Origin of the sequence: Bradyrhizobium sp. AZCC 1719 (assembly GCF_036924525.1) — a bacterium.
Taxonomy (GTDB): domain Bacteria; phylum Pseudomonadota; class Alphaproteobacteria; order Rhizobiales; family Xanthobacteraceae; genus Bradyrhizobium.
The window spans coordinates 1,661,252-1,684,829 of record NZ_JAZHRU010000001.1 but is presented as its reverse complement, the minus strand read 5'-3'; the positions used below and the strand labels follow the sequence as shown (position 1 = coordinate 1,684,829).

Sequence of the window (23,578 nt, the reverse complement as noted above, 5' to 3'; positions counted from 1 at the left end):
GAGCGGGCAGCGGCAAGGGCTTTTGCCTTGTTTCGGGGTAGAGTTCGGTTCTGAATCAATCAGAACCGGACCTCTACCCTCTTGTTTTGACGCGTTTTCTTTACGCGAACCGGCGGCCACCCCCGGATCAAGTCCGAGGGCACGCTTCGCTCGAAAACGCTATGCAAAGCGGACGCTTGTCATCGGCGGGCCGGATCGACAAATTAGGGGTATCAGGGAGTTAACAGTGGCCCACCACGATCCGATTGGCCTGATCGCGCCGCATGCGGGGCTCGCCCAGCTCAACGAGCGCTCGCGCGACATTTTTCGTCAAATCGTCGAGAGCTATCTCGCGACCGGCGACCCCGTCGGTTCGCGCAACATCTCGCGCCTGATCGCGGTGCCGCTGTCGCCGGCGTCCGTCCGCAACGTGATGTCGGACCTCGAAGCGCTCGGCCTGATCTATGCGCCACATACCTCGGCCGGCCGCCTGCCCACCGAACTCGGTCTGCGCTTCTTCGTCGACGCCCTGATGCAGGTCGGCGATCTCACCGAACCCGAACGGGAATCGATCCAGAACCAGCTTGCCTCCGTCGGCAGGGCGCAATCGGTCGAGGCGGCGCTCGGCGAGGCGCTGACGCGGCTGTCCGGCCTGACGCGGGCGGCTGCGGTGGTGCTGACCGCCAAATCCAATTCGCGGCTGAAACACATCGAATTCGTGCGGCTGGAGCCCGAGCGCGCGCTTGTCGTGCTGGTCGGCGAAGACGGCCAGGTCGAAAACCGCGTGCTGACGCTGCCGCCCGGCGTGCCTTCCTCGGCACTGACCGAAGCGAGCAATTTTCTCAATGCGCGAATTCGCGGCCGGACGCTCGCCGAAGCGCGGTTAGAGCTCGAAACCGCGATGGCGCAGAGCCGCATCGAGCTCGACCAACTGACGCAGAAGGTGATCGAGGCGGGGATTGCGAGCTGGTCGGGCGGCGAAAACGAGGACCGGCAGTTGATCGTGCGCGGGCACGCCAACCTGCTGGAAGATTTGCACGCGCTGGAAGATCTCGAACGCGTCAAGTCGCTGTTCGACGATCTCGAGACCAAGCGCGGCGTGATCGATCTGCTCGGCCGGGCCGAGCGCGCCGAGGGCGTGCGGATCTTCATCGGATCGGAGAACAAGCTGTTCTCGCTGTCCGGTTCCTCGACCATTATTGCACCCTATGGCGACGCGTCGGGCCGCATCGTCGGCGTTCTCGGCGTGATCGGGCCGACACGGCTGAACTATGCGCGGGTGATTCCGACGGTGGATTACGCCGCCCGCATTGTCAGCCGGATGCTGGGCGGCTGATCCGCCACGAATCGACCGCTTGATTTTCGGCCCCTAAAGCACGATATCCCGCTCAGCAAATCCCCATCCAACCAGATGCGTTTTTTGAGAAGGCAGTCTTATGACCGATCCCAACCGGCCGAGTGACGACGGGGCACAACCCGCCAACCAGACCGGCGAGCCCGTGGTCTCAAAACCCTACATCATGCCCGACGATCCCGAGGAAGGATCGGTCGAGGCGTTGACGAAGGAAGCGGCGGAAGCGCGCGACAAGATGCTGCGCACGCTGGCGGAGATGGAAAACCTGCGCAAGCGCACCGCCAAGGAAGTCGCCGACGCGCGCGCCTACGGCATCACCGGTTTCGCCCGCGACATTCTCGAAATCGCCGACAACCTGCAGCGCGCGCTCGATGCCATGCCGGCCGAAACCAAGGCCAGCGCCGATCCGGCGCTGAAGGCTTTCATCGAAGGCGTCGAGCTGACCGAGCGCTCGCTGCTCAACACGCTGGAGAAGAACGGCGTCAAGAAGTTCGATCCGTCCGGCGAGAAGTTCGACCCGAATTTCCAGCAGGCGATGTACGAAGTGCCCGATCCGTCCGTCCCCGCAGGGACGGTGGTTCAGGTCGTGCAGGCCGGCTTCATGATCGGCGAACGCATACTGCGCCCGGCACTGGTCGGCGTGTCGAAGGGCGGCGCCAAGGCCGCGCCGGCGGCTGCTCCTTCAGAGCAAAGCTAACATCTCGGTGCAGCGCGTAGCGCTGCTCCGCCACCACGAGATTGCTAAGCCGCGATATCGCTCGACTGGATGCGCTTGACGCCGGCCTTGGTCATGTCGGCCCAGGCTTTTGCGAGCGAGCCCTGGGTGTCGATGCCGCGGCAGGCGTCCTCGATCACATAGGCCTCGAAGCCCGCCTTGCGCGCATCCAGCGCGCTCCATGCCACGCAGAAATCGGTCGCAAGGCCGGCGAGGTAAACCCGCTTCACCTTGCGCGCCTTCAGGTATGCGGCCAGCCCCGTCGTGGTCTTGCCGTCGGCCTCGGTGAAGGCCGAATAGCTGTCGATGTCCTTGCGAAAACCCTTGCGGATAACGAGGCCGGCATGCGGGATCGCGAGGTCCTTTGACAGCGACGCTCCCTCGGTCCCCTGTACGCAATGATCCGGCCACAGCACCTGCTTGCCGTAGGGGAGATTGATGGTTTCGAACGGCTTCTTGCCGGAATGGGTGGAAGCGAACGAGACGTGGCCCGCGGTGTGCCAGTCCTGCGTCATCACCACATTGGCAAAGCCCTTGGCGATGCGGTTGATGATGGGCACCACCTGGTCGCCGTCTTTCACGGCGAGGCTGCCGCCCGGCAGGAAGCAGTTTTGCACGTCGATGACGAGGAGCGCGGAGGCGTCGTCGGGTTTCATTGGCGCAGCCCATAGCATCGTTGGAAGGAGGGGGACGACGGATACCGCGCCAAAGCCTGTCAGAACCAGCCTGCGAGAAAGCATAGCGCGTCTCCCCTGTCGTGAACCCGGCAGGGGGAAGGCTAGTTCCATTGGTGTACGAACGAAAGCCCGAAATTTCGGCGCGTCCTGAACATCAGGGCGCGCGCTTTTTTCGAATTTCGCGATCAGGCTCGCGGCCGGATTCCGTCGCGCACGGCGCGGAAGCGCGGAAACGCCTTGGTCCAATCATCGCGCGGCGAAGAACCGATGATGCGCATCGAGGTCTGGGAGCCGAACCGCAGCCATTGCACGATCGTCACCGGCGTATTGTCCTTGCCGCTGATGGCGTCGATCCGGGTCTCGTAGCCGGGCTGGCCATCGATGCGGACCGGCTCCGACATCGTGATCCTGCCGTCGCGTACGCCGGGAATGGTGGTCGCGATCTGCTGGGCAAAGCGGCCGCGATCGTCAGGCGACGCCGCCGTCGAGCCGATCAGGCCGATGATCATGAAAGGCGCGACCTCGAAGCCTTTCTTTTCGTCGCTGTCGGAGAGAATGAGGGCGGCGCCCGGCGCCAACGTGCGGACGTTCTTGAAGCTCGAGAGCTCGCCGATCTTGAACGGCATCATCCCGAGCTGTTCCTCGACGGGAACCTCAACGCGGATCACGGCCGATGCGAACATCTGGCGCACGGCATCGTCGGTGTAGATCTTCGAGGCGTTCTCGGGCACCTGCACGGCGACGTAGCCAGAGAAGGTTGGGCCGGGCAGGATCATGGAATAGCGGCGCACGTTGGTGGCGCCGTCCTTGGCGTTCTCGACGGTGTAGTAGGCGAGCCCCGCTTTGGTCTCGATGCTCTCCGGCTTGATGCCGGCAGTGCCGCCGGGATTGGCCTTGAAGGCATTGGCGACCTCGCCATAGGCCTCGGCGGGCAGGTCGGCGACCAGGACCTTGACGCCCTGGTCTTCGGTCTCGAATCCCGTGAACGTTCTGGCCTTGTTGAGGCCGACCAGCGGCGTCATGCCGACCCTGGCGCCCGGCGGGAAAACCGGGTCCGCGGCGAACGCGGAGGAGGTGGCGGCAACGAGGAGGGCAACCGCAGCAAAGTATCTAAGTGGCTTCATGGATGGTCTACCGGGTTTGCATGGAGGCCGTTCAAAGATCGGACGGTGGAGCTGGTGGAATCTGGGCCTCGGGGCGCGACTGGGTCGTTCCGTTCGGCCCGCTTTTAGCGGTTTTGGTGTCCCTGCAACAGGGCAGGGCGGGCGTCCGTTCCCTCGCCTCGCTCCTATATGTTGGCCTTTCGCGGCATTCTGCCCAGTCTCCGAGCGCTTTTTTGGGGCGCTTCCAGCGGCCAAATACCGCGTCCGCTCAACCGGCGGCGGTCCACGCCGTGAGGATGCTGCCGTATCGCCGTGCAACGCTTCGGGGTGTGAGCGACAAAGGAGTTGCCGATTTCTTAACGCCGGTCGCGGCGCGGGGGGCCGGCCCCAGGCGGCACAATCTTTCAAACGCCAGCCTTTTCAGGCCCTAAGCTTGCGCTCGGTCCTTGCAGGCACAACCCCCCCTCCTATATGAGGCTCACCGTCGCAATATCGCGAGTATTTGAACGTTGGGGGTTCGGTTAGGTGCGCCGTCCAGGGCCCAGCCAACCTGCCGCAAAAAGAAGGATATGAGGACCATGGGAAAGGTCATTGGGATCGATCTCGGCACCACGAATTCGTGCGTCGCCGTAATGGATGGCAAGACTGCAAGAGTCATCGAGAACGCGGAGGGCATGCGCACGACGCCTTCGATCGTTGCCGTCACCGATGACGGCGAGCGCCTCGTTGGCCAGCCCGCCAAGCGCCAGGCGGTGACCAATCCCGAGCGGACGTTCTTTGCGGTGAAGCGCCTGATTGGCCGCCGCTACGACGACCCGATGGTCGAGAAGGACAAGAAGCTCGTTCCCTACAAGATCGTCAAGGCATCGAACGGCGACGCCTGGGTCGAAGCCGACGGCAAAACCTACTCGCCCTCGCAGGTCTCGGCCTTCATCCTGCAGAAGATGAAGGAGACCGCGGAAGCCCATCTCGGCCAGAAGGTCGAGCAGGCCGTCATCACCGTTCCCGCCTACTTCAACGACGCGCAGCGCCAAGCCACCAAGGATGCCGGCAAGATCGCCGGTCTCGAAGTGCTGCGCATCATCAACGAGCCGACGGCGGCAGCGCTGGCCTACGGTCTCGACAAGACGAAGGTGGGCACTATCGCCGTGTACGACCTCGGCGGCGGCACCTTCGATATCTCGATTCTCGAGATCGGCGACGGCGTGTTCGAAGTGAAGTCCACCAACGGCGACACCTTCCTCGGTGGTGAAGATTTCGACATGCGCCTGGTCGGTTATCTCGCCGATGAGTTCCAGAAGGAGCAGGGCATCAACCTGCGCAACGACAAGCTCGCCTTGCAGCGCCTGAAGGAGGCGGCCGAAAAGGCCAAGATCGAGCTGTCTTCGACGACGCAGACCGAAATCAACCTCCCGTTCATCACGGCCGACCAGACCGGGCCGAAGCATCTGACAATGAAATTGACCCGCGCCAAGTTCGAGGCGCTGGTCGACGATCTCGTTCAGAAGACCATCGAGCCCTGCCGCAAGGCGCTGAAGGACGCAGGCCTGACCGCCGCCGAAATCGGCGAAGTGGTGCTGGTCGGCGGCATGACCCGCATGCCGAAGGTCCAGGAGGTCGTGAAGCAGTTGTTCGGCAAGGAGCCGCACAAGGGCGTCAACCCGGACGAAGTCGTCGCCATCGGTGCGGCCATTCAAGCGGGCGTGCTGCAGGGTGACGTCAAGGACGTGCTGCTGCTCGACGTGACGCCGCTGTCGCTCGGCATCGAGACGCTGGGTGGCGTGTTCACCCGCATCATCGACCGCAACACCACGATCCCGACCAAGAAGAGCCAGGTGTTCTCGACAGCCGAGGACAACCAGAATGCCGTCACCATCCGCGTCTTCCAGGGCGAGCGTGAAATGGCGGCCGACAACAAGGTGCTCGGTCAGTTCGACCTGATGGGCATTCCGCCGGCGCCGCGCGGCATGCCGCAGATCGAGGTCACCTTCGACATCGACGCCAACGGCATCGTCAACGTCTCGGCCAGGGACAAGGCGACCGGCAAGGAGCAGCAGATCCGGATTCAGGCATCCGGCGGCCTCTCCGAAGCCGACATCCAGAAGATGGTCAAGGACGCCGAGGCCAATGCGGCCGAGGACAAGAAGCGACGCGAGGCGGTCGACGCCAAGAACCATGCCGACGCGCTGGTGCATTCCACCGAGAAGGCGCTGGCCGAGCACGGTTCAAAGGTGGAAGACTCAGAGCGCCGCGCCATCGAGGACGCCGTCAGCGATTTGAAGGAAGCGCTCAAGGGCGACGACGCCGAGGCCATCAAGGCCAAGACCAACACGCTGGCGCAGGCTTCGATGAAGCTCGGCGAGGCCATGTACAAGCAGCAGGCCGAGGCGGACGCCAAGCGGGATGCTGCCAAGGATGACGTGGTCGACGCGGAGTTCACCGAGGTCGACGACGACAAGAACAACAAGAAGTCGGCATAAGCGGGCTTTCGATCATGACCCTCATCCAAAAGAGCGCACGGCTCGCGTTCGATGGGTGGGGGTCATTTTTCTTTAAGCCGATGGCGGCATCTTCGATTGAAGGTGCTTTCGGCGTGAAGGCGAATTTCGGGCGGGTTTGACTGATGTCCACCAAGCGCTGCTATTACGAAACCCTGGAAGTCGAGCGGAACGCGGACGAATCCAAGCTCAAGTCGGCCTTCCGCAAGCTCGCGATGAAATGGCATCCGGACAGGAATCCAGGTGATGCCACCAGCGAAATGAAATTCAAGGAAATCAACGAGGCCTACGAAGTCCTGAAAGACGGCGACAAGCGCGCCGCCTATGACCGCTACGGCCACGCCGCGTTCGAGCAGGGCATGGGCGGCGGCGGTCCCGGCTTCGGTGCCGGCTTCGCCTCGTCGTTTTCAGATATTTTCGAGGACCTGTTCGGCATGGCCGGGCAGCGCGGGCGCGGCGGCGGACGCGAGCGCGGCGCCGACCTGCGCTACAACATGGAAATCACGCTGGAGGAAGCCTACCTCGGCAAGACCGCGCAGATCGAAATTCCGGTCTCGGTCACCTGCGAGCCCTGTTCGGGCACCGGCGCCAAGGCCGGCACCAAGCCGAAGACCTGCGCGATGTGCGGCGGCGCCGGCCGCGTCCGTCAGGCTCAGGGCTTCTTCACGCTGGAGCGAACCTGCCCCGGCTGTCAGGGCCGCGGTCAGATGATCGAGGACGCCTGCCCGAATTGCTCGGGCACGGGACGGGTGACGCGCGACCGGACGTTGTCGGTCAACATTCCGCAGGGCGTCGAGGACGGCACGCGTATCCGGCTGGCCGGCGAAGGCGAGGCCGGTGTCCGCGGCGGCCCGCCCGGCGACCTCTATATTTTCCTGTCGCTGGCCACCCACGAATTCTTCCAGCGCGACGGTGCCGATTTGCACTGCCGGGTTCCGATCTCGATGGTCGCGGCCGCGCTCGGCGGCGAATTTGAGGTGCCCACCATCGACAAGGGCAAGACCAAGGTGAAGGTGCCGGCGGGAACGCAGTCCGGCCGCCGTTTCCGCATTGCATCAAAGGGCATGCCGGTGCTCCGCTCGCGCCAGACCGGCGACATGTATGTCCAGGTCATGGTCGAAACGCCGCAGAATCTGACCAAGAAGCAGCAGGAACTGCTCGCCGAGTTCGAAAAGCTGTCCTCCGGGGAAACCCAACCGGAGGCCTTGGGCTTCTTCACCAAGGTCAAGGACTTCTTCGGCAGCCGCGCGGGCTCCTGAACCGCATGCACGCCGCCCGGACGAGCGCCGTTCTCGCCCGGCAGTCATGATTCATTCAGCTTACACAGAGTGTTATCGGCGGATCGCGGGCACTTTGGCGCCTCTCGCGCATTACCGTTTGGCTTGACCATATCCCCGTCGACCTATACGTGTTCATGACTGTTTTTTGACATTCCCGCCCGTCAGCGGGTCCCGCCTGGTAGCGACATGCCTTTGCAATCGTCCGTGCGTGCGTTGAAGAAGCCTCGTCTCGACGACGAGGTGCGCTTCCTTCGTTCATGGATTGAAAAGCCGCTGCACATGGGCGCGGTGATGCCGTCGAGCAAGGTGCTCGCCCGCACCATGGCGCAATATGTCGATGTCGATTCCGAAGGGCCGGTCGTCGAACTTGGGCCCGGGACCGGCGCGATCACCAACGCGCTGATCGAACACGGTGTAGATCAGAAGCGGCTCGTGCTGGTCGAATATAATCCGGGTTTCTGCGCGCTGCTGCGCGATCGCTATCCGCAGGCCAAGGTCGTACAGGGCGATGCCTACACGCTTCGCGCTTCGCTCGGAGATGCGCTGGATGCGCCGGCGTCTGCCGTGATCTCCGGCCTGCCGCTCGTGACAAAACCGATGCTGACCCGCCTGAAGCTGATCCGCGACGCCTTCCTGGCGCTGGCGCCGGGCGCGCCCTTCGTGCAGTTCACCTATTCGGTCGCGCCGCCGATTCCGAAATCGCTGCCGGGCGTGTCCACAGAGGCCTCCGAGCGGATCTGGATGAACCTTCCGCCCGCGCGGGTCTGGGTGTATCGCAAGGGCTAAGTCGTCCGCTGTCGCGCGGACGGTTAGCTCCGACTGCGATTTCTAAGAAATGTCCGCGCTGAAAATCCTCGTGATCCCGGGATCGCTCCGCACCGGCTCGCTCAATGCGAGGCTGGCGGCGGTGGCCGTGCACGAACTGGCGCAGGCCGGCGCCGAAGTCACCCGCATCTCGCTGGTCGATTTTCCGCTGCCGATCTATGATGGCGACCTGCAGGCCAAATCCGGCGTGCCGAAACACGCGGTCAACCTGAAGCGGATGATGGCAGCCCATCATGGCGTGCTGATCGTGACGCCGGAATACAATTCCTCGGTGCCGGCGCTGGTGAAAAACACCATCGATTGGGTAAGCCGGGTGCAGGACGCGCATGAGACCCGCGGCCAGGTGTTTCGCGATCGGGTGTTTGCGATTGCGTCGGCCTCCGGCAGCCGGCTTGGTGGCGCCCGCGCGCTGGCCGCACTGCGGCTGATCCTGTCGGCGTGTCATGCAACCGTGATACCGAACCAGTTCGCGCTGGCGTTCGCCGACGATGCCTATGATGAGATGGACCGCCTGAAGAATGCTGCTGATGCCGAGGGGCTGAAAGCGCTGGTGCGGCAATTGATCGACGTTTCCCAACGCATGATGTGAGGTGATATGCAGCCAGCCAGTATCGCGCCGAAGGATCGGCTGATCGTCGCGCTCGACCTGCCCGGAGTGACTGAAGCGGAAGCGTTGATCGCGCGGCTCGGCGACAGCGTGAGCTTCTACAAGATCGGCTATCAGCTCGCCTATGCCGGCGGATTGCCGCTGGCGCAGCAACTGGCGAAGTCAGGCAAGAAGGTTTTTATCGATCTCAAGCTGCACGACATCGGCAATACGGTGGCGCGCGGCGTTGAGAGCGTCGCCAAACTCGGCGCGACCTTCCTCACCGTGCACGCCTATCCGCAAACCATGAAGGCCGCGGTCGAGGCGCGCCAAGGCTCGGGTCTGAAAATTCTCGCTGTCACCGTGCTGACCTCTTATGACGATGGGGACCTGCATGCCGCCGGCTATCGTCTCAACGTCTCCGACCTGGTGGAAGCGCGCGCCCAGCAGGCGCAGGTGCTCGGCGTCGACGGCCTCGTCAGCTCGCCGGAAGAGGCAGCCGCGTTGCGCAAGATCGTCGGCCACCAGATGCATCTGGTGACGCCGGGCATCCGCCCGGCGGGCGCTGCGACCGGCGACCAGAAGCGCATCATGACGCCGGCGCGGGCGATTGCCGCGGGCGCCGACTATCTGGTGGTCGGACGTCCGATCACGGAAGCCGCCGATCCCAGGCTTGCTGCGGATGCCATTCAGGCGGAAATCAAGCAGGCGATCACGTAACAAGAAGGAGATTGAGATGGCCAAAGGATACTGGATCGGACGCGTCGACGTTCACAATGACGAGGGCTACAAGCCCTACATGGCGGCCAACCCGGCCATCTTCCAGAAATTCGGTGGGCGCTTCATCGTGCGCGGCGGCCAGTTCACCGCGGTCGAAGGCCAATGCCGCTCGCGCAATGTGGTGATTGAATTCGACAGCTATGAGAAAGCGCTGGCCTGCTATAATTCGCCGGAATACCAGGCCAACATCAAGGTCCGTCAGCCGCACTCGATCGCAGACCTCATCGTCATCGAGGGCTATGACGGCCCGCAGCCCTGAGCGCTATTCTTACGCACGACATCTACGCCCCTCAGGGCCTCCGCAAAGGTGCGAGGTCCCGTAGAAGCGGCTATTTCCGCGCCGCTTCGCGGGACTCCATCCCATCAAGAAATATGTGCGAATGTTTCCGATCGTGCTTGGCCGATCGGCTCCCCGTCGAAAAATAGCAAATAGCTGATCGTCATTCCAAGCGAACGCGGGGTCTGCGGGCCAAACGTCCGCTATCCGACATTTCTTTTGTCCCCAACTGGGGATTGTGACGCCGCCCCGGCTTCATCAAGTTGCGCGCCATCGAACTCCACATCGATCGTGATGGAAATCGAGCCAACACAAAATCGCTAGTGCATGACGGGCCGCGGCCGACCCGCATGCGAATGCGCGGGCGCAAGGAGTAGAAACCATGGCATTTATCCCCGGAACACCAGACGACGATACATTGGTTGGCACACCAGATCCCGATGAGATCAACGGCCTGGCCGGCAACGATACGATTACCGGATTGGAAGGCGATGACCTCGTCAATGGCGGTGCGGGCGATGACGATATCGATGGCGGAGCCGACGACGACACGTTGAACGGCAATGCCGGCATGGACACGATCGCCGGCGGTGACGGCGATGACACCGTCAGTGGCGGCGCGGGCGATGACGATATCGATGGCGGAGCCGGCAACGACACGTTGAACGGCAATGCCGGCGTCGATACGATCCTCGGCGGTGAAGGCGATGACACTGTCAATGGCGGCGCGGGCGACGACGATATCGATGGCGGAGCCGGTATGGACACGTTGAACGGCAATGCCGGCAACGATACGATCGCCGGCGGTGCCGATAATGACACCATCAACGGCGGCGCCGGTGATGACGACCTGTCGGGCAACGGGGGCGATGACACGCTCAGCGGCGGGGTCGGTGACGATACCCTGAACGGCAATACGGGCATGGACACGCTGAATGGCGGTTTCGGGAACGACACGCTGAATGGCGGCGCCGATGACGACACGCTGAACGGCGGTGCCGGCAACGATACGCTCAACGGCCAAGGCGGCAACGACACGATGAGCGGCGGCGACGACGACGACGACATGGCCGGTGGCGGTGGCGACGATACCATGTCCGGCGACGACGGCGACGACACCATGACCGGTGGTGCTGACAACGACATAATGTCCGGCGGCGAAGGTGATGACGAGCTCAGCGGCGGAGCTGGCGAAGATACGTTGGACGGCGACGCTGGAGATGACATGCTCGTCGGCGGTGCCGATGTCGATGAGCTCAATGGCGGAGACGGAGACGACACGATCCTCGGTAACGCCGGCGACGACACCCTCAACGGCGGCGCGGGCGCCGATGAGTTGGACGGCGGCAATGGCGCCGATGTCCTCGACGGTGGCGAGGGCGACGATATGCTGACAGGCGGTGCAGGCTCCGATGACCACAATTTCGGCGACGGCACGGCCACCAACTTCGGCGACGATGAAGTCGTCGACCTGAGTTTCGCTGATGGCGACGAAGTTAATGTCGATGCCGATCCGGCGTTTGATCCGGCCACCATCGTGGTCGATGACGACGGCACCAACACGGTGCTCGATTTCGGCTTCGGCACCATCACGCTCACCGGCGTTTCGGGCGGCGTCGGAAACGAATTCGAATCGATCGACGACATCAACGCTGCCGCGGGTTACGAGGCCATCGAGGTCGCATAACTCGACACTTCAGCGGGGCGGCCCGGCAGCCGCCCCGCTCCCGCCTCTTTGCAATACTTCTTTCAGTAGTAGTGCCGGCCAGTCATGTATTCGCGTAACCGTCGTGAGATCCCAGCGTCCGCTGCACGATCGCTGCTTGGATTGATTCCGGGACGATCCGCATTCGTGTGGGTCGTGGCCTTTAGCGTGTCTTTGAATATACTTCTCCTCGTCGTTCCCTTCTACGCCATTGAAGTGTTCGATCGGGTCATCACCAGCGGCAGCGTTGAAACCCTTGTTGGCCTCACCATCATCGCCGCAGGCGCTCTCGTCTTCAGCGCCATGTTCGATGTTCTTCGCAGCCGGCTACTCAGCCGGTTTGCGGTCGGATTTGAGCGCTGCGTCGCGCCTATCGTTCTCGAAAGCACCATTGTTGACGTTGCGAAGCGCGGCGACGGCAGGACGCACGATCTCGTCAGGGTTCGCGAGTTGCGAACTTTCCTTTCGAGCGGGACGGTCGCGTCGCTGATTGACGCTCCCTTCCTGCCGGCGTTCATTCTCATTCTGTTTCTTCTGCACCCATGGTACGGCGTCATCGCCCTGATCGGAACGGCAATTCTGCTGGTCATGGGCATTGCCAGCCGCTGGGTCGCGCGCACGGAAGTCGCGCAGGCGTCGGAAGCTGCGCTGAGGACGCAGGCCACTCTCGACGGTATCGTCCGACATTCCGGCCTCGTGCGGGCAATGGGTTGGACCCGAGGCGCCGTCCGCGAATTCATGAATCTCAATGACCAAGCATTGTGCCCGGTCGTTCGCGGCAGCGAACGGGTATCCGCGATCGCATCCGCCGCGCGCATGGTACGAACAGTTTTGCAGATCGCCGCGATCGGCGCAGGCGCCTGGCTCGTGCTTCAGAACGAGGTGCTGTCCGGCAGCCTGATTGCAAGTGCGATCCTGATCGCCCGTACGCTGCAGCCGATGGAAGGCCTTATCTCGGCATGGCGCGCATTGTCATCGGCACACGAGGCGTGGGTACAAGTTCAGGCGGCTGCGGCTCCGGTTCTTGTTCGTGAGAGACGTACACTGCTCCCGTCCCCGTCCGGCAGAATTGAAGTGAATCGGGTGACATATCGGACGGCCACGATGCAGCGCCCGATCCTCGCAGGCATTACGTTTGAATGCCCGCCTTCCGGGATTGTCGTCATTGTCGGCCCGACCGGCGCCGGAAAATCGACCTTGCTGCGCCTTATGGCGGGGCTGGAACGGCCGAGTGGCGGCACGATCCGGCTGGACGATGCAGCCTTGCAAAACTGGGACCCCGACCAGCTCGGCCAGTTTGTCGGTTATCTTCCTCAGGAGGTGCAGCTCCTGGGCGGCACCGTGGCTGAAGCTATCGCCGGCTTCGACGAACACGCGCGTGATGAGGACATCGTTGCCGCGGCTGTGCTCGCGCAGGCGCATGAGATGATCCTGTCTCTGCCAGCCGGTTACCAGACCGAAATAGGGCGCGACGGCAACAAGATTTCCGGTGGGCAGCGCCAGCGGATCGGCCTTGCCCGGGCCTTCTTTGGCGATCGCAAATTGATCCTGCTGGATGAACCAAACGCCAATCTCGATCCAGAAGGCGAGGAAGCATTGTGCTCCGCCATTGAGCGGGCGAAAGCGCGCGGCGCGACGGTGGTGATTGTCACCCATCGGCCCCGGCTATTGACCATCGCGGATGCAGTACTCCTTTTGAGGGATGGCGCGCAGCTGGCTTTCGGGCCACCTGCCGAAGTTCTCCGCCTGCCTGTCACGTCATCCGTGTCGAAGCCGCATGTCGTCCGGCATAATCCGGAACCGCATAAACTGCCTGCGAGGGGGGCGGTTCAATGACCCAGGACGGTCAGAATCGCGCCATCGCCGTTTTCCGCAAGGAACGACCGCGATCCGACATGCGACGGATCATAGGATGGGGCTGTGTACTGCTCGTTCTGCAATTTTGCGGCTTCGGCGTGTGGGCCACGACGATTCCCCTGCGCGGCGCGGTTGTGGCACCAGGGGTCATAAAGGTTCATTCGAAGCGCAAGGCAGTCCAGCACCTTGAGGGAGGAATAGTGAAGTCGATTCACGTCAGGGAAAACGATCAGGTCGAGGCCGGTCAGCTCATAGCGCGGCTCGACACTACACAGATCGAAGCAGCCCTGGGCTCGTTCGAGACAAAGTATTTTGCTGCGCTGGCGATGGAGGCGCGGCTGGCGGCGGAACAGGCCCTCGCGGCATCGATCTTGTTTCCTGACGAACTGAAGAAAAATGCAAGCCATGCGTCTGCGCGCATTGCCATGCAAACCCAGGAAGCCGAGTTTGCGGCGCGGCTGGCCGCGATCGACAATGAACGCAAAATGATCGACCAGCAGATGCAGCAACTGACTGACTCGATCCGCGGCCTCGAGAGCAACACCGAGGGTGTCGAGAAGCAACTGAGGCTTTTGCAAGAAGAAATAGCTGACACAAGCTACCTGCTGTCAAAGGGCCTCGCCCGGAAGCCACGCGTATTGGCCCTGAAGCGTGCCGAAGCGGAGGCCAGCGGACAGATTGCCCGCAACTCAGCATCGGTCGCGGAGAAGCAGGGCAAAATGGCGGAACTGGAGGACAGGCGCCGACAGTTGGGCTTCAATCAAAACCAGGAAATAGCGAAGCAGCGGCATGCGACGAGCGAGGAGATTGGGGAGCTCCGACATCGAATTGCCGCTTTGCGCGATCAGCTTGGTCGGTCTGAATTGCGTGCCCCCGAGAGTGGAAAGATCGTCGGCCTCAACAGCAGAGATCTTCATGCGGTGCTTGCGCCGCGCGAAACTCTCCTGGAAATCGTTCCGACGGAAGATCGGCTCGTCATCGAAGCAGCATTGAAACCAATGGATCGGGAAGAGGTCTATGCCGGACAGGGCGCGCGTGTTCGTGTTCACGCGCAGAATATTCGTCGTCGGCCGATGCTCGATGGAAAGGTCGTCGCCGTAGCGGCAGACGCACTGACCGACGCCAAGAGCGGCGTTACGTCTTACATGGCGGAAGTCGAGCTTGATATCAACGCGCCGACGGCCTCGTATTTTTCATCACTACTGCCCGGAATGCCCGTTGAGATATTTATCGAGACGGGGGAAAGAACCTTCGCAGAATATTTGCTGCAGCCGATGGAACTGCGCGTCAACCGCGCGTTTAAGGAGCCCTAGACAGCCGGCATCGGTCCGGCTGCATACCCTTACGGGAGGCGCCCGTGCAAGAAAACAGCAAAACACTACCTCCCAGGCACAGCGGATTTCGCTTCAATGACGCTGAACGGAGCGCGTCTCTTCAGAACGCCGAAGATCCTCAGATAGGGCGCCCTGCGGAGCAAGGTCCCAGCCAGAGTGCGATGGAATACTTTGGCAAGGCTGTTGCCGAGCTTTTCGAGTGCAGCAGTTGCTATGTCGCGGTGATGTCTCGCGCGAGCGGGTCGGAGCTCAAAGAGGTCCGGATCGGACGCGCCACAATCGATCCGTCATGCACCAATACCGTCGCGCGTATTGCCCGCAAGGGCGCTGGTGCAGATTGCGCCCTTCTCGAACCCGTCAACGCGCGCACCACGTTTGTGCGGAAATTGATTGGCCCCGAGCCAGGAACAAATAGCCATTCCGTTATTGGGAGGTTCGCCTCCCGTGACAGGTCAACCGTGGTATTTGTCGCGGGATGGCGGCAGGCTGCATTGGTTCGGGCCGAAATTCGCTGCCTCGCGCGTGCGGTTCGCACGTTTTGGGAGACGGCTCATTCCCTCGCGCAACTGTCACCGGATCGACGTCTACACGCCGAAATCTGGCTAGAAGAACTGGCCTTTCCCGCGCTCATCGTGGACGAAGGCCTGCATGTTCACGGCATCAACCACAGTGGACAAGCGCTGCTGGCAAAGGGCGAGCTTCTCAAGATAGATGGTGGCAGGCTCGCGGGCAGCGGACCGGTAACCGAGAGCTTGCGGGCGGCGATCCGGGAGGCGTTGGTCCCGCGACCCGGCCAGGTCTGGTTGAACACAACTGTGCCGCTCTCGACGGAGCGCCAGCAGTTTGCCTTCGCCAAGATCGGGGCCGCGCCAATGCCTTGGGACGGGGGGAAGGCGTTGATCATCGTGCCGCAATTCGACGACGCACTGGGAGCACACCGTATTGCGTCCGCGTTCGGCTTGAACTGGGCCGAAGAGAGAATCATCGCCAAGATTCTTCAATTCCAATGTCCACGTGATATCGGCGCCGACCTGCATTTGACCGAGGCAACAGTAAGAACCTATACCAAGCGCATTATGCTTAAACTGGGAATCAACCGGCAGGCCGAGTTCTTTCTGCTCTATCATCTCACGCAGTCCCCGTTCGGGGCCGGCAGGCGCGAAAAGGCCGTCGTGCCGATGTCACCGGATTGCCGGTTGCTCTGTGCGGCTGATAAGCGGCCCCCGAATTGATACGCCAGCCTTTGCGATGGTCCAGGACTTCATGCGCCGGATGACTTCTTATCGAGCCTTTGCCATCGTGGCGGCACTGGGCTTTTCTTCCAATGCGATCGCCGAGAGCATTCAACTGGGCCTGCCAATCGCGTGCGAACTTGGCCGGACCTGCTACATCCAGAATTACACTGATGTCGATCCGTCGGGGTCAGCGCGAGACTATAAATGCGGCACCCTGACGTATGACCGCCATAACGGGACGGACTTTCGCTTGCCGTCGCTGGCGTCGCAAAAGGCCGGCGTGGAAGTGCAGGCTTCGGCAAGTGGCCGCGTGCTTCGCACGCGAGACGGCGCGCCAGACGGCGCCGTTGGCAAGTCTGCGCCCGAAACTGTTCGCGACGTCGAATGTGGCAACGGCGTTGTGATCGAACACCCGGAACATTGGGAAACCCAATACTGCCACATGGCTCGCGGCAGCCTCGTGGTAAAGCCCGGAGAGGCAGTCAAAGTTGGGCAGCCGCTTGGCCGGGTCGGTCTCTCCGGGCTGACCGAATATCCTCATCTGCATTTCACGGTGAGGCATAAGGGAGAGGTCGTAGATCCCTTCGCATATGGTGCCGCTTCCGGCTCTTGCGGGGGCGGCGAACTGCTGTGGCATCCGGCACTTCACGCGCAACTTGCTTATCGGGAGCGAACCATTCTGAACGCCGGCTTCGCGAACGGTCCGGTGACAATGGAGCTTGTCGAGGATGGAAGCGCGGGGATGGAAAAGCCGTCCGCCAGCGCGGCGGCAATTGTCGCTTTCGTTCGCGTCATTGGCCTGAAGGCGGGCGACGTACAACGGCTCGTCGTCAAGGATCCAACCGGAAAGGCCATCGCCGAAAATCGAGCCGCGCAACTTGAGAGCAACAAGGCGCAATTCATGCTGTTCACCGGCAGAAAGCGTCCGGCGACGGGCTGGGAGCGCGGCACCTACAAGGCCACATATGTCGTGGAGCGCGACGGTCGGATCGTTCTGGAGAGAGAGCTGGAACTCACCCTCTAGATCGGCCGGTCTTCGGCCGGCGGAGACGACGCCGACCGATCCCGATCATGGCAGGATCGCCACCCTGATTGCCCTCTTGCCTCCGCCCAGCCGATCGCCTGGCCGCCGGGAGCCGCAAAAGCGCCTGGTTGGTTGCCGGAACGGCCTCATCCCGCTATAGGGCGTGCAGAGGTAAAAGCCATGGCCGATATGCGATTGATCGTAGCGGGAGCCGGCGGCCGGATGGGCCGCGCGCTGGTGCGCGTCATTTCGGAAACGCCGGGTGCGGTGCTGACCGGGGCGCTGGAAGCGCCGGGCTCGGAGCTTCTGGGCAAGGATGCCGGCGTGCTCGCCGGCCTGCCTGCCAATGGCATCGAGTTGTCGGCGGACCTCTGGAAATTGTCCGCCAATGCCGACGGCATTCTGGATTTCACCGTGCCCGCCGCCACCATCGCCAATGTCGCGATCGCCGCCGAACGCGGCCTGGTCCACATCGTCGGAACCACCGGCCTGTCGGTATCAGACATGGCGGTCATCAAGAGCGTCACCTCGCGCGCGGTGGTGGTGCAGTCCGGCAATATGAGCCTCGGCGTCAATCTGCTCGCCGCGCTGGTCAAGCGCGTCGCGCAGTCGCTGGACGAAAGTTTTGACATCGAAATCGTCGAGATGCACCACAAGGCCAAGATCGACGCGCCCTCGGGCACGGCCTTCCTGCTCGGTGAAGCTGCCGCCGCCGGCCGCGGCGTCGACCTGCACGCCCGCTCCGCGCGCGGCCGCGACGGCCATACCGGCGCGCGCCGGTCCGGCGATATCGGCTTCGCTTCGCTGCGCGGCGGTACCGTCACTGGCGATCACTCCGTGATCTTCGCAGGTCCGATGGAGCGGATCGAACTGACCCACCGCGCCGAGGATCGGACCATGTTCGCGCAGGGCGCGATCAAGGCGGCGCTGTGGGCGCGGGGCAAGGCGCCCGGCTTCTACACGATGACCGACGTGCTGGGGCTCGCCGACTTCTAACCATCGAAAAACGGAATCTTGGAATGAGCGATCGTCTTCTCGTGCTCGTGCGGCACGGCCAGAGCGACTGGAATTTGAAGAACCTGTTCACCGGCTGGAAGGATCCCGACCTCTCCGAACTCGGTGTATCGGAAGCAAAAGAGGCCGGCCGCAAGCTGAAGGCGCAGGGACTGACGTTCGATGTCGCCTTTACCTCGGTGCTGAAGCGGGCGCAGCGCACGCTCGACCTGGCGCTGGCGGAAATCGGCCAGACCGGATTGCCGACCAAATGCGATCTGGCGCTCAACGAACGCGATTACGGCGACCTCTCGGGACTCAACAAGGATGAGGCTCGCAAGAAATGGGGCGAGGAGCAGGTCTTGATCTGGCGCCGCTCCTATGACGTGCCGCCGCCCGGCGGCGAAAGCCTCAAGGACACGCTGGCGCGCGCGCTGCCGTATTACGTGCAGGAGATTCTGCCTTGCGTGCTGCGCGGCGAGCGCACGCTGGTCGCCGCCCACGGCAACTCGCTGCGCGCGCTGATCATGGTGCTGGAGAAGTTGACGCCCGAGCAGATCTTGAAGCGCGAACTCGCGACCGGCGCGCCGGTGATCTACCGGCTCAACGCCGACTCGACGGTGGCGTCGAAGCTCGATCTGGCGGCGTGAACGCAGATCGTAGGGTGGGCAAATTCTACTGCGTCACACCCGTTCAAACCCTCATCCTGAGGAGCCCGCAGAGCGGGCGTCTCGAAGGATGTAGGCCACAGACGGGGCCTCATGGTTCGAGACGCGCTTCGCGCTCCTCACCATGAGGAACTTATGACGCAGTAGGGCAAAGGCGCGAACGCGCCGTGCCCGCCATTCAGTCGTCATCGGGGAGAGATGGTGGGCACGTCGCTAACGCTCCTTTGCCCACCCTACGAAATTCAATGCAATCCTACCTGCCCCGCTTCCCAGCCGAGCATCGCCTGCTTGCGCGTGATGCCCCAGTGATAGCCGGTTAGCGCGCCGCCTTTGCCGAGGGCGCGATGGCAGGGCACCACGAACGACACCGGGTTGCGGCCGACCGCGGCGCCGACCGCGCGCGAGGCTTTGGGGCTTTTGATCTTGGTGGCGATGTCGGAATAACAGACCGCGCGGCCCATCGGGATCTTTAACAGCGTCTCCCACACCCGCACCTCGAAATCGGTACCGATCAGCACCACGCGCAGCGGCTGGTCCGGCCGCCACAGCCGCGTATCGAAGATGCGTTGCGCGAGGCTGACGGTGCCGTCATGGTCCTCGACATAGGTCGCATTCGGCCAGCGCCGCTTCATGTCGGCGAACGCTGTCGGCTCGTCGCCGGGATCGGCGAAGGCGAGCCCCGCAAGGCCTCGCTCGCTGGCGATCACGATGGCCGTGCCGAATGGCGAAGCATGGAACCCGTAACTCAGCGTCATGCCGGCGCCGCCATTCTTCCATTCGCCCGGCGACATCGCTTCATGGGTGACGAAGAGATCATGCAGCCGGCCCGGGCCAGACAGGCCTGAGTCGAGCGCGGCATCGAGCACGCTCGCGGAATCGCGCAACAAGCCCTTCGCATGGTCCAGAGTGAGCGCCTGCATAAACGCCTTCGGCGTCAGTCCAGCCCAGCGGCGGAATAGATGGTGCAGTTCGTCCGGCGTCACGGCGGCGGCATCCGCCATCGCCTCAATGGTCGGCTGCGTGCGCCAATGTTCCGAGATGAACGCGATGGCGCGGCGCACTGAATCGTAATCGCGCAGCGCGGCGCTCTGGTGACCCGGCTTGGCCAGGCGCTGGTCATGTATGGCTGATATCATCATGGGGTCTGATTTAGGGCGCATGCGGCCTCCAAACCACCCGATTTCCGACAAGCACCTCAGGCCACCGGATTATAGGTCGGCCCCCGCTTGGCGACCTGTAGTGCGGCCAATAAGGCTTTGGCAAAGCTGGCCTTTTCGTCGGGTCCCAGGACTTGGCCGATCGACACCCGGTGGCCGCGGGAGACCAGGTAAAGCCGCTCGATGCCGAATTCCGGGTCGCCGGTCTGCTCCAACTGCACCCAGAGCGGATTGCACGACCATTCCATCAGATGGCCAAGATGGCTGACCCGCCGGACGCGCAACTCCGTTGGCGTCACCATGATGTCCTCGGTGGCATCAGCACTGCGAAAATTGACCCGGAACGCCCAGTAGATCACCAGCACGTCAAGGCCGAAAAAGCCGACCACTGGCCAGGCGCCCATCAGCAAAAATGCGATGCCGGCGACAAAGCTCACGGTGCTGATGAAAATCATCAGCACCAAAAAACCGGTGCGGTTCAGCGAGCGATGCGGCGTCACCCGCGCCGAAAACAGCGTCGGCTGGTCAAGCGTCGGATCAAAGTCGTTGCTTGCGGTCATCGCGTATCAGTATATCCCCGATCATGGCCAAAATCACCCGCGCTTCCGGCGCCAAGACCAATGTTCCGTCCGTGCCGAAGAAGCCGACGAAGAAGGCCGCCAAGTCGTTGCCCAAGGCGAAGAAGTCGCCGAAGCCGAAAGCCTGGACGCCGGCCGAGATTCACGAGGCGTTCAGCCGATTTCGCAAGGCCAATCCGGAGCCGAAGGGCGAGCTCGAACATCTCAATCCCTACACGCTGCTGGTGGCGGTGGTGCTGTCGGCGCAGGCGACCGACGCCGGCGTCAACAAGGCGACGCGCGCGCTGTTTGCGGTGGCCGATACGCCGGAGAAGATGCTGGCGCTCGGTGAAGACAAGGTGCGCAACTACATCAGGACCATCGGGCTCTATCGCAACAAGGCGAAAAACGTCATCGCGCTATCGCAAAAGCTGATTGATGAATTCGGCGGCGAGGTGCCGCGCACCCGCGCTGAAATCGAATCGCTGCCGGGTGCCGGGCGCAAGACCGCCAACGTTGTGCTCAACATGGCCTATGGCGAACACACCATGGCGGTCGATACGCATGTGTTCCGCGTCGGCAATCGCACCGGTCTCGCGTCCGGCAACACGCCGCTCGAGGTAGAGCTAGGGCTGGAAAAGGTGATCCCGCTGGAATTCATGCGGCACGCCCATCACTGGCTGATCCTGCACGGGCGCTATACATGCCTCGCCCGCAAGCCGCGCTGCGAGGTGTGCTTGATCAACGATCTGTGTCGGTGGCCGGAAAAGACGGTGTGAGATTTTTCTTACCTCGGCCCGCTTGCTCTTCCTCATCCTGAGGAGCGGCCGTTAGGTCGCGTCTCGAAGGATGGGCCGCGGGCCTCATGGTTCGAGACGCGCGAAGACGCGCTCCTCACCATGAGGGGTTAGACCACCGGCATGCCCGGCTTGCGCGCGGGTTCGATCAACTCCGGCCGCGGGCCCGATAATCGCTTGTGCATGTGGACCATGAAGGCCATGCCGAATAGCGGCGTCGCCAGATTGACGATCGGGATCGACACGAACGCCGCTATGAAGAGGCCCGCGGTAAACACGGTCGCCGCGTGGTCCCTGCGCATCGCCTTGGCTTCCGCCGGCGGGCGAAAGCGCATGGCGGCGAGTTCGAAATATTCGCGCCCCAACAGCCAGGCGGTGGCGATGAAGAAGATCAGGAAGCCCGCGCCTGCGAGCAGCACGAAGGGCAGGGCGATCAGATAGACCAGAATGGTGAGCAGCGCCGTCTTGATGCCCTCGGGGATGGCGACGCCGAACGGCAGAGCATCGCCGGAACGCTCCGCCGGATAGTGCTCGCGCTCGACATGCTCGGCGACGTCATCGACGAACACGCTCGCAACCAGCGAGGTGACCGCCGGCATCAAGAATATCCCGCCGAGCACGACGCCAAGGCCGGCCGCGATCGAGATGATCCAGGAAAGGATATTGAGCGACGTGTGGAAGCCCGGGCCGAGCATCGCCTCGGCCCAGACTTCGCCGTACTCAGCGAACCAGCTCAATGCGCGCTGCAAGCCGACGGCCAGCACCGTAATCAGCACCAGCGCCAACCCGATCGAGCGCCACAGGATGGTGCGCATCGGCGGCGACAGGATCTGCGAAAGCGCCTTGACGGCGGCGTCCAACATGGCGGTTCTGCCTCTTGTGAAAAAGCCCTCGCGAGAGGTAGATAGCCGCAAGGGCTTCGGCAAGAGCCTGCCGGCTCCCGGGAGGCGAGACTGCCGTCAAAAACAGTACCGCATGAGGTTGCCATGACCCGTGTTGAGGAGATCTATCCCGACAACAAGATCGTGCTGCGCGAAGTGGGCCTGCGCGATGGGCTGCAGCTCGTGAAGACATTTCCGTCCACGTCCGTCAAGCAGCGCTGGATGCGTGACGAGTATGCCGCAGGTGTGCGCCATTTCGAGGTTGGCTCGTTTCTGCCGGCAAAGACGTTTCCGCAATTCGCCGATGTGCGCGACATCATCGGGACCGTGGCGTCGCTGCCCGGCGCTTACGGCATCGCGCTGACGCTGAACGAGCGTGGCGCCAACGAGGCGCTGGCGTCCGGCGTGGCCGAAGTGGCAACCGTGGTCTCGGCAACCGAGGAACACAGCCAGGCCAACGCCAACCGGTCGCGGGTGTCAGCGATCGCCAACGTCAGGCGGCTCTGCGAATTGCGCAACGCCAGCGCGCACAGACCGGTGGTGAACGCCGCGATCTCGATGGCGCTGGGTTGTTCGATCGTAGGTCCCGTAGACCCTGCCGAAGTGCTGCGGCTGACGGAAAAGCTGTTCGAGGCCGGCGTCGACATGGTCGCGATCGCCGACACGGTCGGCTATGCCGGGCCCAAACAGGTCGGCGAATTGGTCGCGGGCGCAGTGAAGATCGCAGATCGAAAACCGATCTGCATTCACCTGCATGACACGCGCGGCATGGGAATCGCCAACGCTTCCGCCGCGCTCGATGCCGGCGCGCGCGTGCTCGATGGGTCGCTCGGCGGCCTCGGCGGCTGCCCGTTCGCGCCGGGCGCGACCGGCAACGTGGTGCTCGAGGATCTGGTGTTCCTGTGCGAGAGCAAGGGATTTAAGACCGGCATCGATATCGAGAAGCTGATCGCGGTACGCGGCATCCTGAAATCGGAAATGCCGGATGAGACGCTGTATGGCAGTCTGGCACGCGCCGGATTGCCGCGCGGGAAGGCGGCGTGATGGGCGGTTGGCGCCAAAACGTGAAGGCAAACTTGCCGCGTCTCGGGAGGTATGTTCCCTCCCCCCTTGCGGGGGAGGGTTAGGGAGAGGGGTGGCCGCATCGGCAGTGTTTGTGGTCAACGGGAATCGTGGGCAAGACTGTCGACGATCTGTCCGGTCCGTGCTCGCGGAGAGAACCCCTCTCCCCAGCCCTCCCCCGCAAGGGGGGAGGGAGCTCACCGTTCGTGCGGTGAGAGTGTCGCACTTTACCTA

Annotated in this window: 22 protein-coding genes; 17 read left to right on the top strand and 5 right to left on the bottom strand. The window is 62.9% G+C overall.

Annotation, left to right across the window (positions count from 1 at the left end; translation table 11 throughout):
* Positions 1-226: 226 nt before the first annotated feature.
* Together hrcA and grpE are read left to right on the top strand one after the other, a co-directional pair.
* Positions 227-1,315: a heat-inducible transcriptional repressor HrcA gene (hrcA, locus tag V1292_RS08045; RefSeq protein ID WP_334371624.1), complete on the top strand. Its 1,089-nt coding sequence runs from the start codon at positions 227-229 to the stop codon at positions 1,313-1,315.
* A gap of 100 nt (positions 1,316-1,415) precedes the next feature.
* On the top strand, positions 1,416-2,030 hold the full coding sequence (gene grpE, locus V1292_RS08040) for a nucleotide exchange factor GrpE (protein ID WP_334371622.1): 615 nt from the start codon (positions 1,416-1,418) through the stop codon (positions 2,028-2,030).
* 44 nt (positions 2,031-2,074) lie between these two features.
* On the opposite strand, the gene pncA is transcribed toward grpE, so the two are convergent.
* Both pncA and V1292_RS08030 read right to left on the bottom strand, forming a co-directional pair.
* Entirely contained in the window at positions 2,075-2,788 is a 714-nt protein-coding gene (gene pncA / locus V1292_RS08035) for a bifunctional nicotinamidase/pyrazinamidase (protein WP_334371620.1), read from the bottom strand.
* A 122-nt stretch (positions 2,789-2,910) separates the two neighbouring features.
* On the bottom strand, positions 2,911-3,849 hold the full coding sequence (locus tag V1292_RS08030) for a hypothetical protein (protein ID WP_334371618.1): 939 nt from the start codon (positions 3,847-3,849) through the stop codon (positions 2,911-2,913).
* A 557-nt stretch (positions 3,850-4,406) separates the two neighbouring features.
* On the opposite strand from V1292_RS08030, the gene dnaK reads away from it, so the two are divergent.
* The 13 genes from dnaK (at position 4,407) to V1292_RS07965 (ending at position 18,872) form a co-directional block, all read left to right on the top strand.
* Positions 4,407-6,308, top strand: a complete 1,902-nt coding sequence (dnaK, locus tag V1292_RS08025; RefSeq protein WP_334371617.1) for a molecular chaperone DnaK — start codon at positions 4,407-4,409, stop codon at positions 6,306-6,308.
* Positions 6,309-6,451: 143 nt separating this feature from the next.
* The gene (gene dnaJ / locus V1292_RS08020; RefSeq protein WP_334371616.1) at positions 6,452-7,585 is read left to right on the top strand and encodes a molecular chaperone DnaJ; all 1,134 of its coding nucleotides are present in this window, start codon (positions 6,452-6,454) and stop codon (positions 7,583-7,585) included.
* A gap of 207 nt (positions 7,586-7,792) precedes the next feature.
* Positions 7,793-8,392, top strand: coding sequence for a class I SAM-dependent methyltransferase (locus V1292_RS08015; protein ID WP_334365815.1), 600 nt, complete (start codon positions 7,793-7,795; stop codon positions 8,390-8,392).
* 49 nt (positions 8,393-8,441) lie between these two features.
* Positions 8,442-9,020: an NADPH-dependent FMN reductase gene (locus V1292_RS08010; RefSeq protein ID WP_334371615.1), complete on the top strand. Its 579-nt coding sequence runs from the start codon at positions 8,442-8,444 to the stop codon at positions 9,018-9,020.
* A 6-nt stretch (positions 9,021-9,026) separates the two neighbouring features.
* Entirely contained in the window at positions 9,027-9,737 is a 711-nt protein-coding gene (gene pyrF, locus V1292_RS08005; protein ID WP_334371614.1) for an orotidine-5'-phosphate decarboxylase, read from the top strand.
* A gap of 16 nt (positions 9,738-9,753) precedes the next feature.
* Positions 9,754-10,056 carry a DUF1330 domain-containing protein gene (locus tag V1292_RS08000; RefSeq protein WP_057844815.1) on the top strand — a complete coding sequence of 101 codons (303 nt, stop codon included), beginning with the start codon at positions 9,754-9,756 and terminating at the stop codon, positions 10,054-10,056.
* Positions 10,057-10,456: 400 nt separating this feature from the next.
* Positions 10,457-11,761 (top strand): calcium-binding protein, encoded by a 1,305-nt coding sequence (locus V1292_RS07995; RefSeq protein ID WP_334371612.1) that lies wholly within the window; start codon positions 10,457-10,459, stop codon positions 11,759-11,761.
* Positions 11,762-11,845: 84 nt separating this feature from the next.
* On the top strand, positions 11,846-13,615 hold the full coding sequence (locus V1292_RS07990) for a type I secretion system permease/ATPase (RefSeq protein ID WP_334371610.1): 1,770 nt from the start codon (positions 11,846-11,848) through the stop codon (positions 13,613-13,615).
* The gene (locus tag V1292_RS07985) at positions 13,612-14,949 is read left to right on the top strand and encodes an HlyD family type I secretion periplasmic adaptor subunit (RefSeq protein ID WP_334371608.1); all 1,338 of its coding nucleotides are present in this window, start codon (positions 13,612-13,614) and stop codon (positions 14,947-14,949) included. Before V1292_RS07990 ends, V1292_RS07985 begins: the two co-directional genes overlap by 4 nt.
* Before the next feature lie 44 nt (positions 14,950-14,993).
* Entirely contained in the window at positions 14,994-16,202 is a 1,209-nt protein-coding gene (locus V1292_RS07980; RefSeq protein ID WP_334371606.1) for a helix-turn-helix transcriptional regulator, read from the top strand.
* A 16-nt stretch (positions 16,203-16,218) separates the two neighbouring features.
* On the top strand, positions 16,219-17,229 hold the full coding sequence (locus V1292_RS07975; RefSeq protein ID WP_334371605.1) for a M23 family metallopeptidase: 1,011 nt from the start codon (positions 16,219-16,221) through the stop codon (positions 17,227-17,229).
* Positions 17,230-17,409: 180 nt separating this feature from the next.
* Positions 17,410-18,225 carry a 4-hydroxy-tetrahydrodipicolinate reductase gene (dapB, locus tag V1292_RS07970; RefSeq protein WP_334371603.1) on the top strand — a complete coding sequence of 272 codons (816 nt, stop codon included), beginning with the start codon at positions 17,410-17,412 and terminating at the stop codon, positions 18,223-18,225.
* 23 nt (positions 18,226-18,248) lie between these two features.
* Positions 18,249-18,872 carry a 2,3-bisphosphoglycerate-dependent phosphoglycerate mutase gene (locus V1292_RS07965; RefSeq protein WP_334371602.1) on the top strand — a complete coding sequence of 208 codons (624 nt, stop codon included), beginning with the start codon at positions 18,249-18,251 and terminating at the stop codon, positions 18,870-18,872.
* Positions 18,873-19,132: 260 nt separating this feature from the next.
* Here the strand turns inward: V1292_RS07965 and V1292_RS07960 are convergent, their stop codons facing one another.
* Together V1292_RS07960 and V1292_RS07955 are read right to left on the bottom strand one after the other, a co-directional pair.
* Positions 19,133-20,029, bottom strand: a complete 897-nt coding sequence (locus V1292_RS07960) for a bifunctional helix-turn-helix domain-containing protein/methylated-DNA--[protein]-cysteine S-methyltransferase (RefSeq protein WP_334376971.1) — start codon at positions 20,027-20,029, stop codon at positions 19,133-19,135.
* A 56-nt stretch (positions 20,030-20,085) separates the two neighbouring features.
* Positions 20,086-20,607 carry a DUF2244 domain-containing protein gene (locus tag V1292_RS07955; protein ID WP_334371601.1) on the bottom strand — a complete coding sequence of 174 codons (522 nt, stop codon included), beginning with the start codon at positions 20,605-20,607 and terminating at the stop codon, positions 20,086-20,088.
* A 23-nt stretch (positions 20,608-20,630) separates the two neighbouring features.
* Between V1292_RS07955 and nth the strand changes: the two genes are divergently transcribed.
* Entirely contained in the window at positions 20,631-21,383 is a 753-nt protein-coding gene (gene nth, locus V1292_RS07950; RefSeq protein WP_334371599.1) for an endonuclease III, read from the top strand.
* Between the two features lie 128 nt (positions 21,384-21,511).
* On the opposite strand, the gene V1292_RS07945 is transcribed toward nth, so the two are convergent.
* Complete coding sequence (locus V1292_RS07945; protein ID WP_334371597.1) at positions 21,512-22,264, bottom strand: sulfate transporter family protein; 753 nt, start codon at positions 22,262-22,264, stop codon at positions 21,512-21,514.
* Between the two features lie 123 nt (positions 22,265-22,387).
* Here V1292_RS07945 and V1292_RS07940 point away from each other — a divergent pair, with 123 nt between their 5' ends.
* The gene (locus tag V1292_RS07940; RefSeq protein WP_334371596.1) at positions 22,388-23,326 is read left to right on the top strand and encodes a hydroxymethylglutaryl-CoA lyase; all 939 of its coding nucleotides are present in this window, start codon (positions 22,388-22,390) and stop codon (positions 23,324-23,326) included.
* Positions 23,327-23,578: the final 252 nt, after the last annotated feature.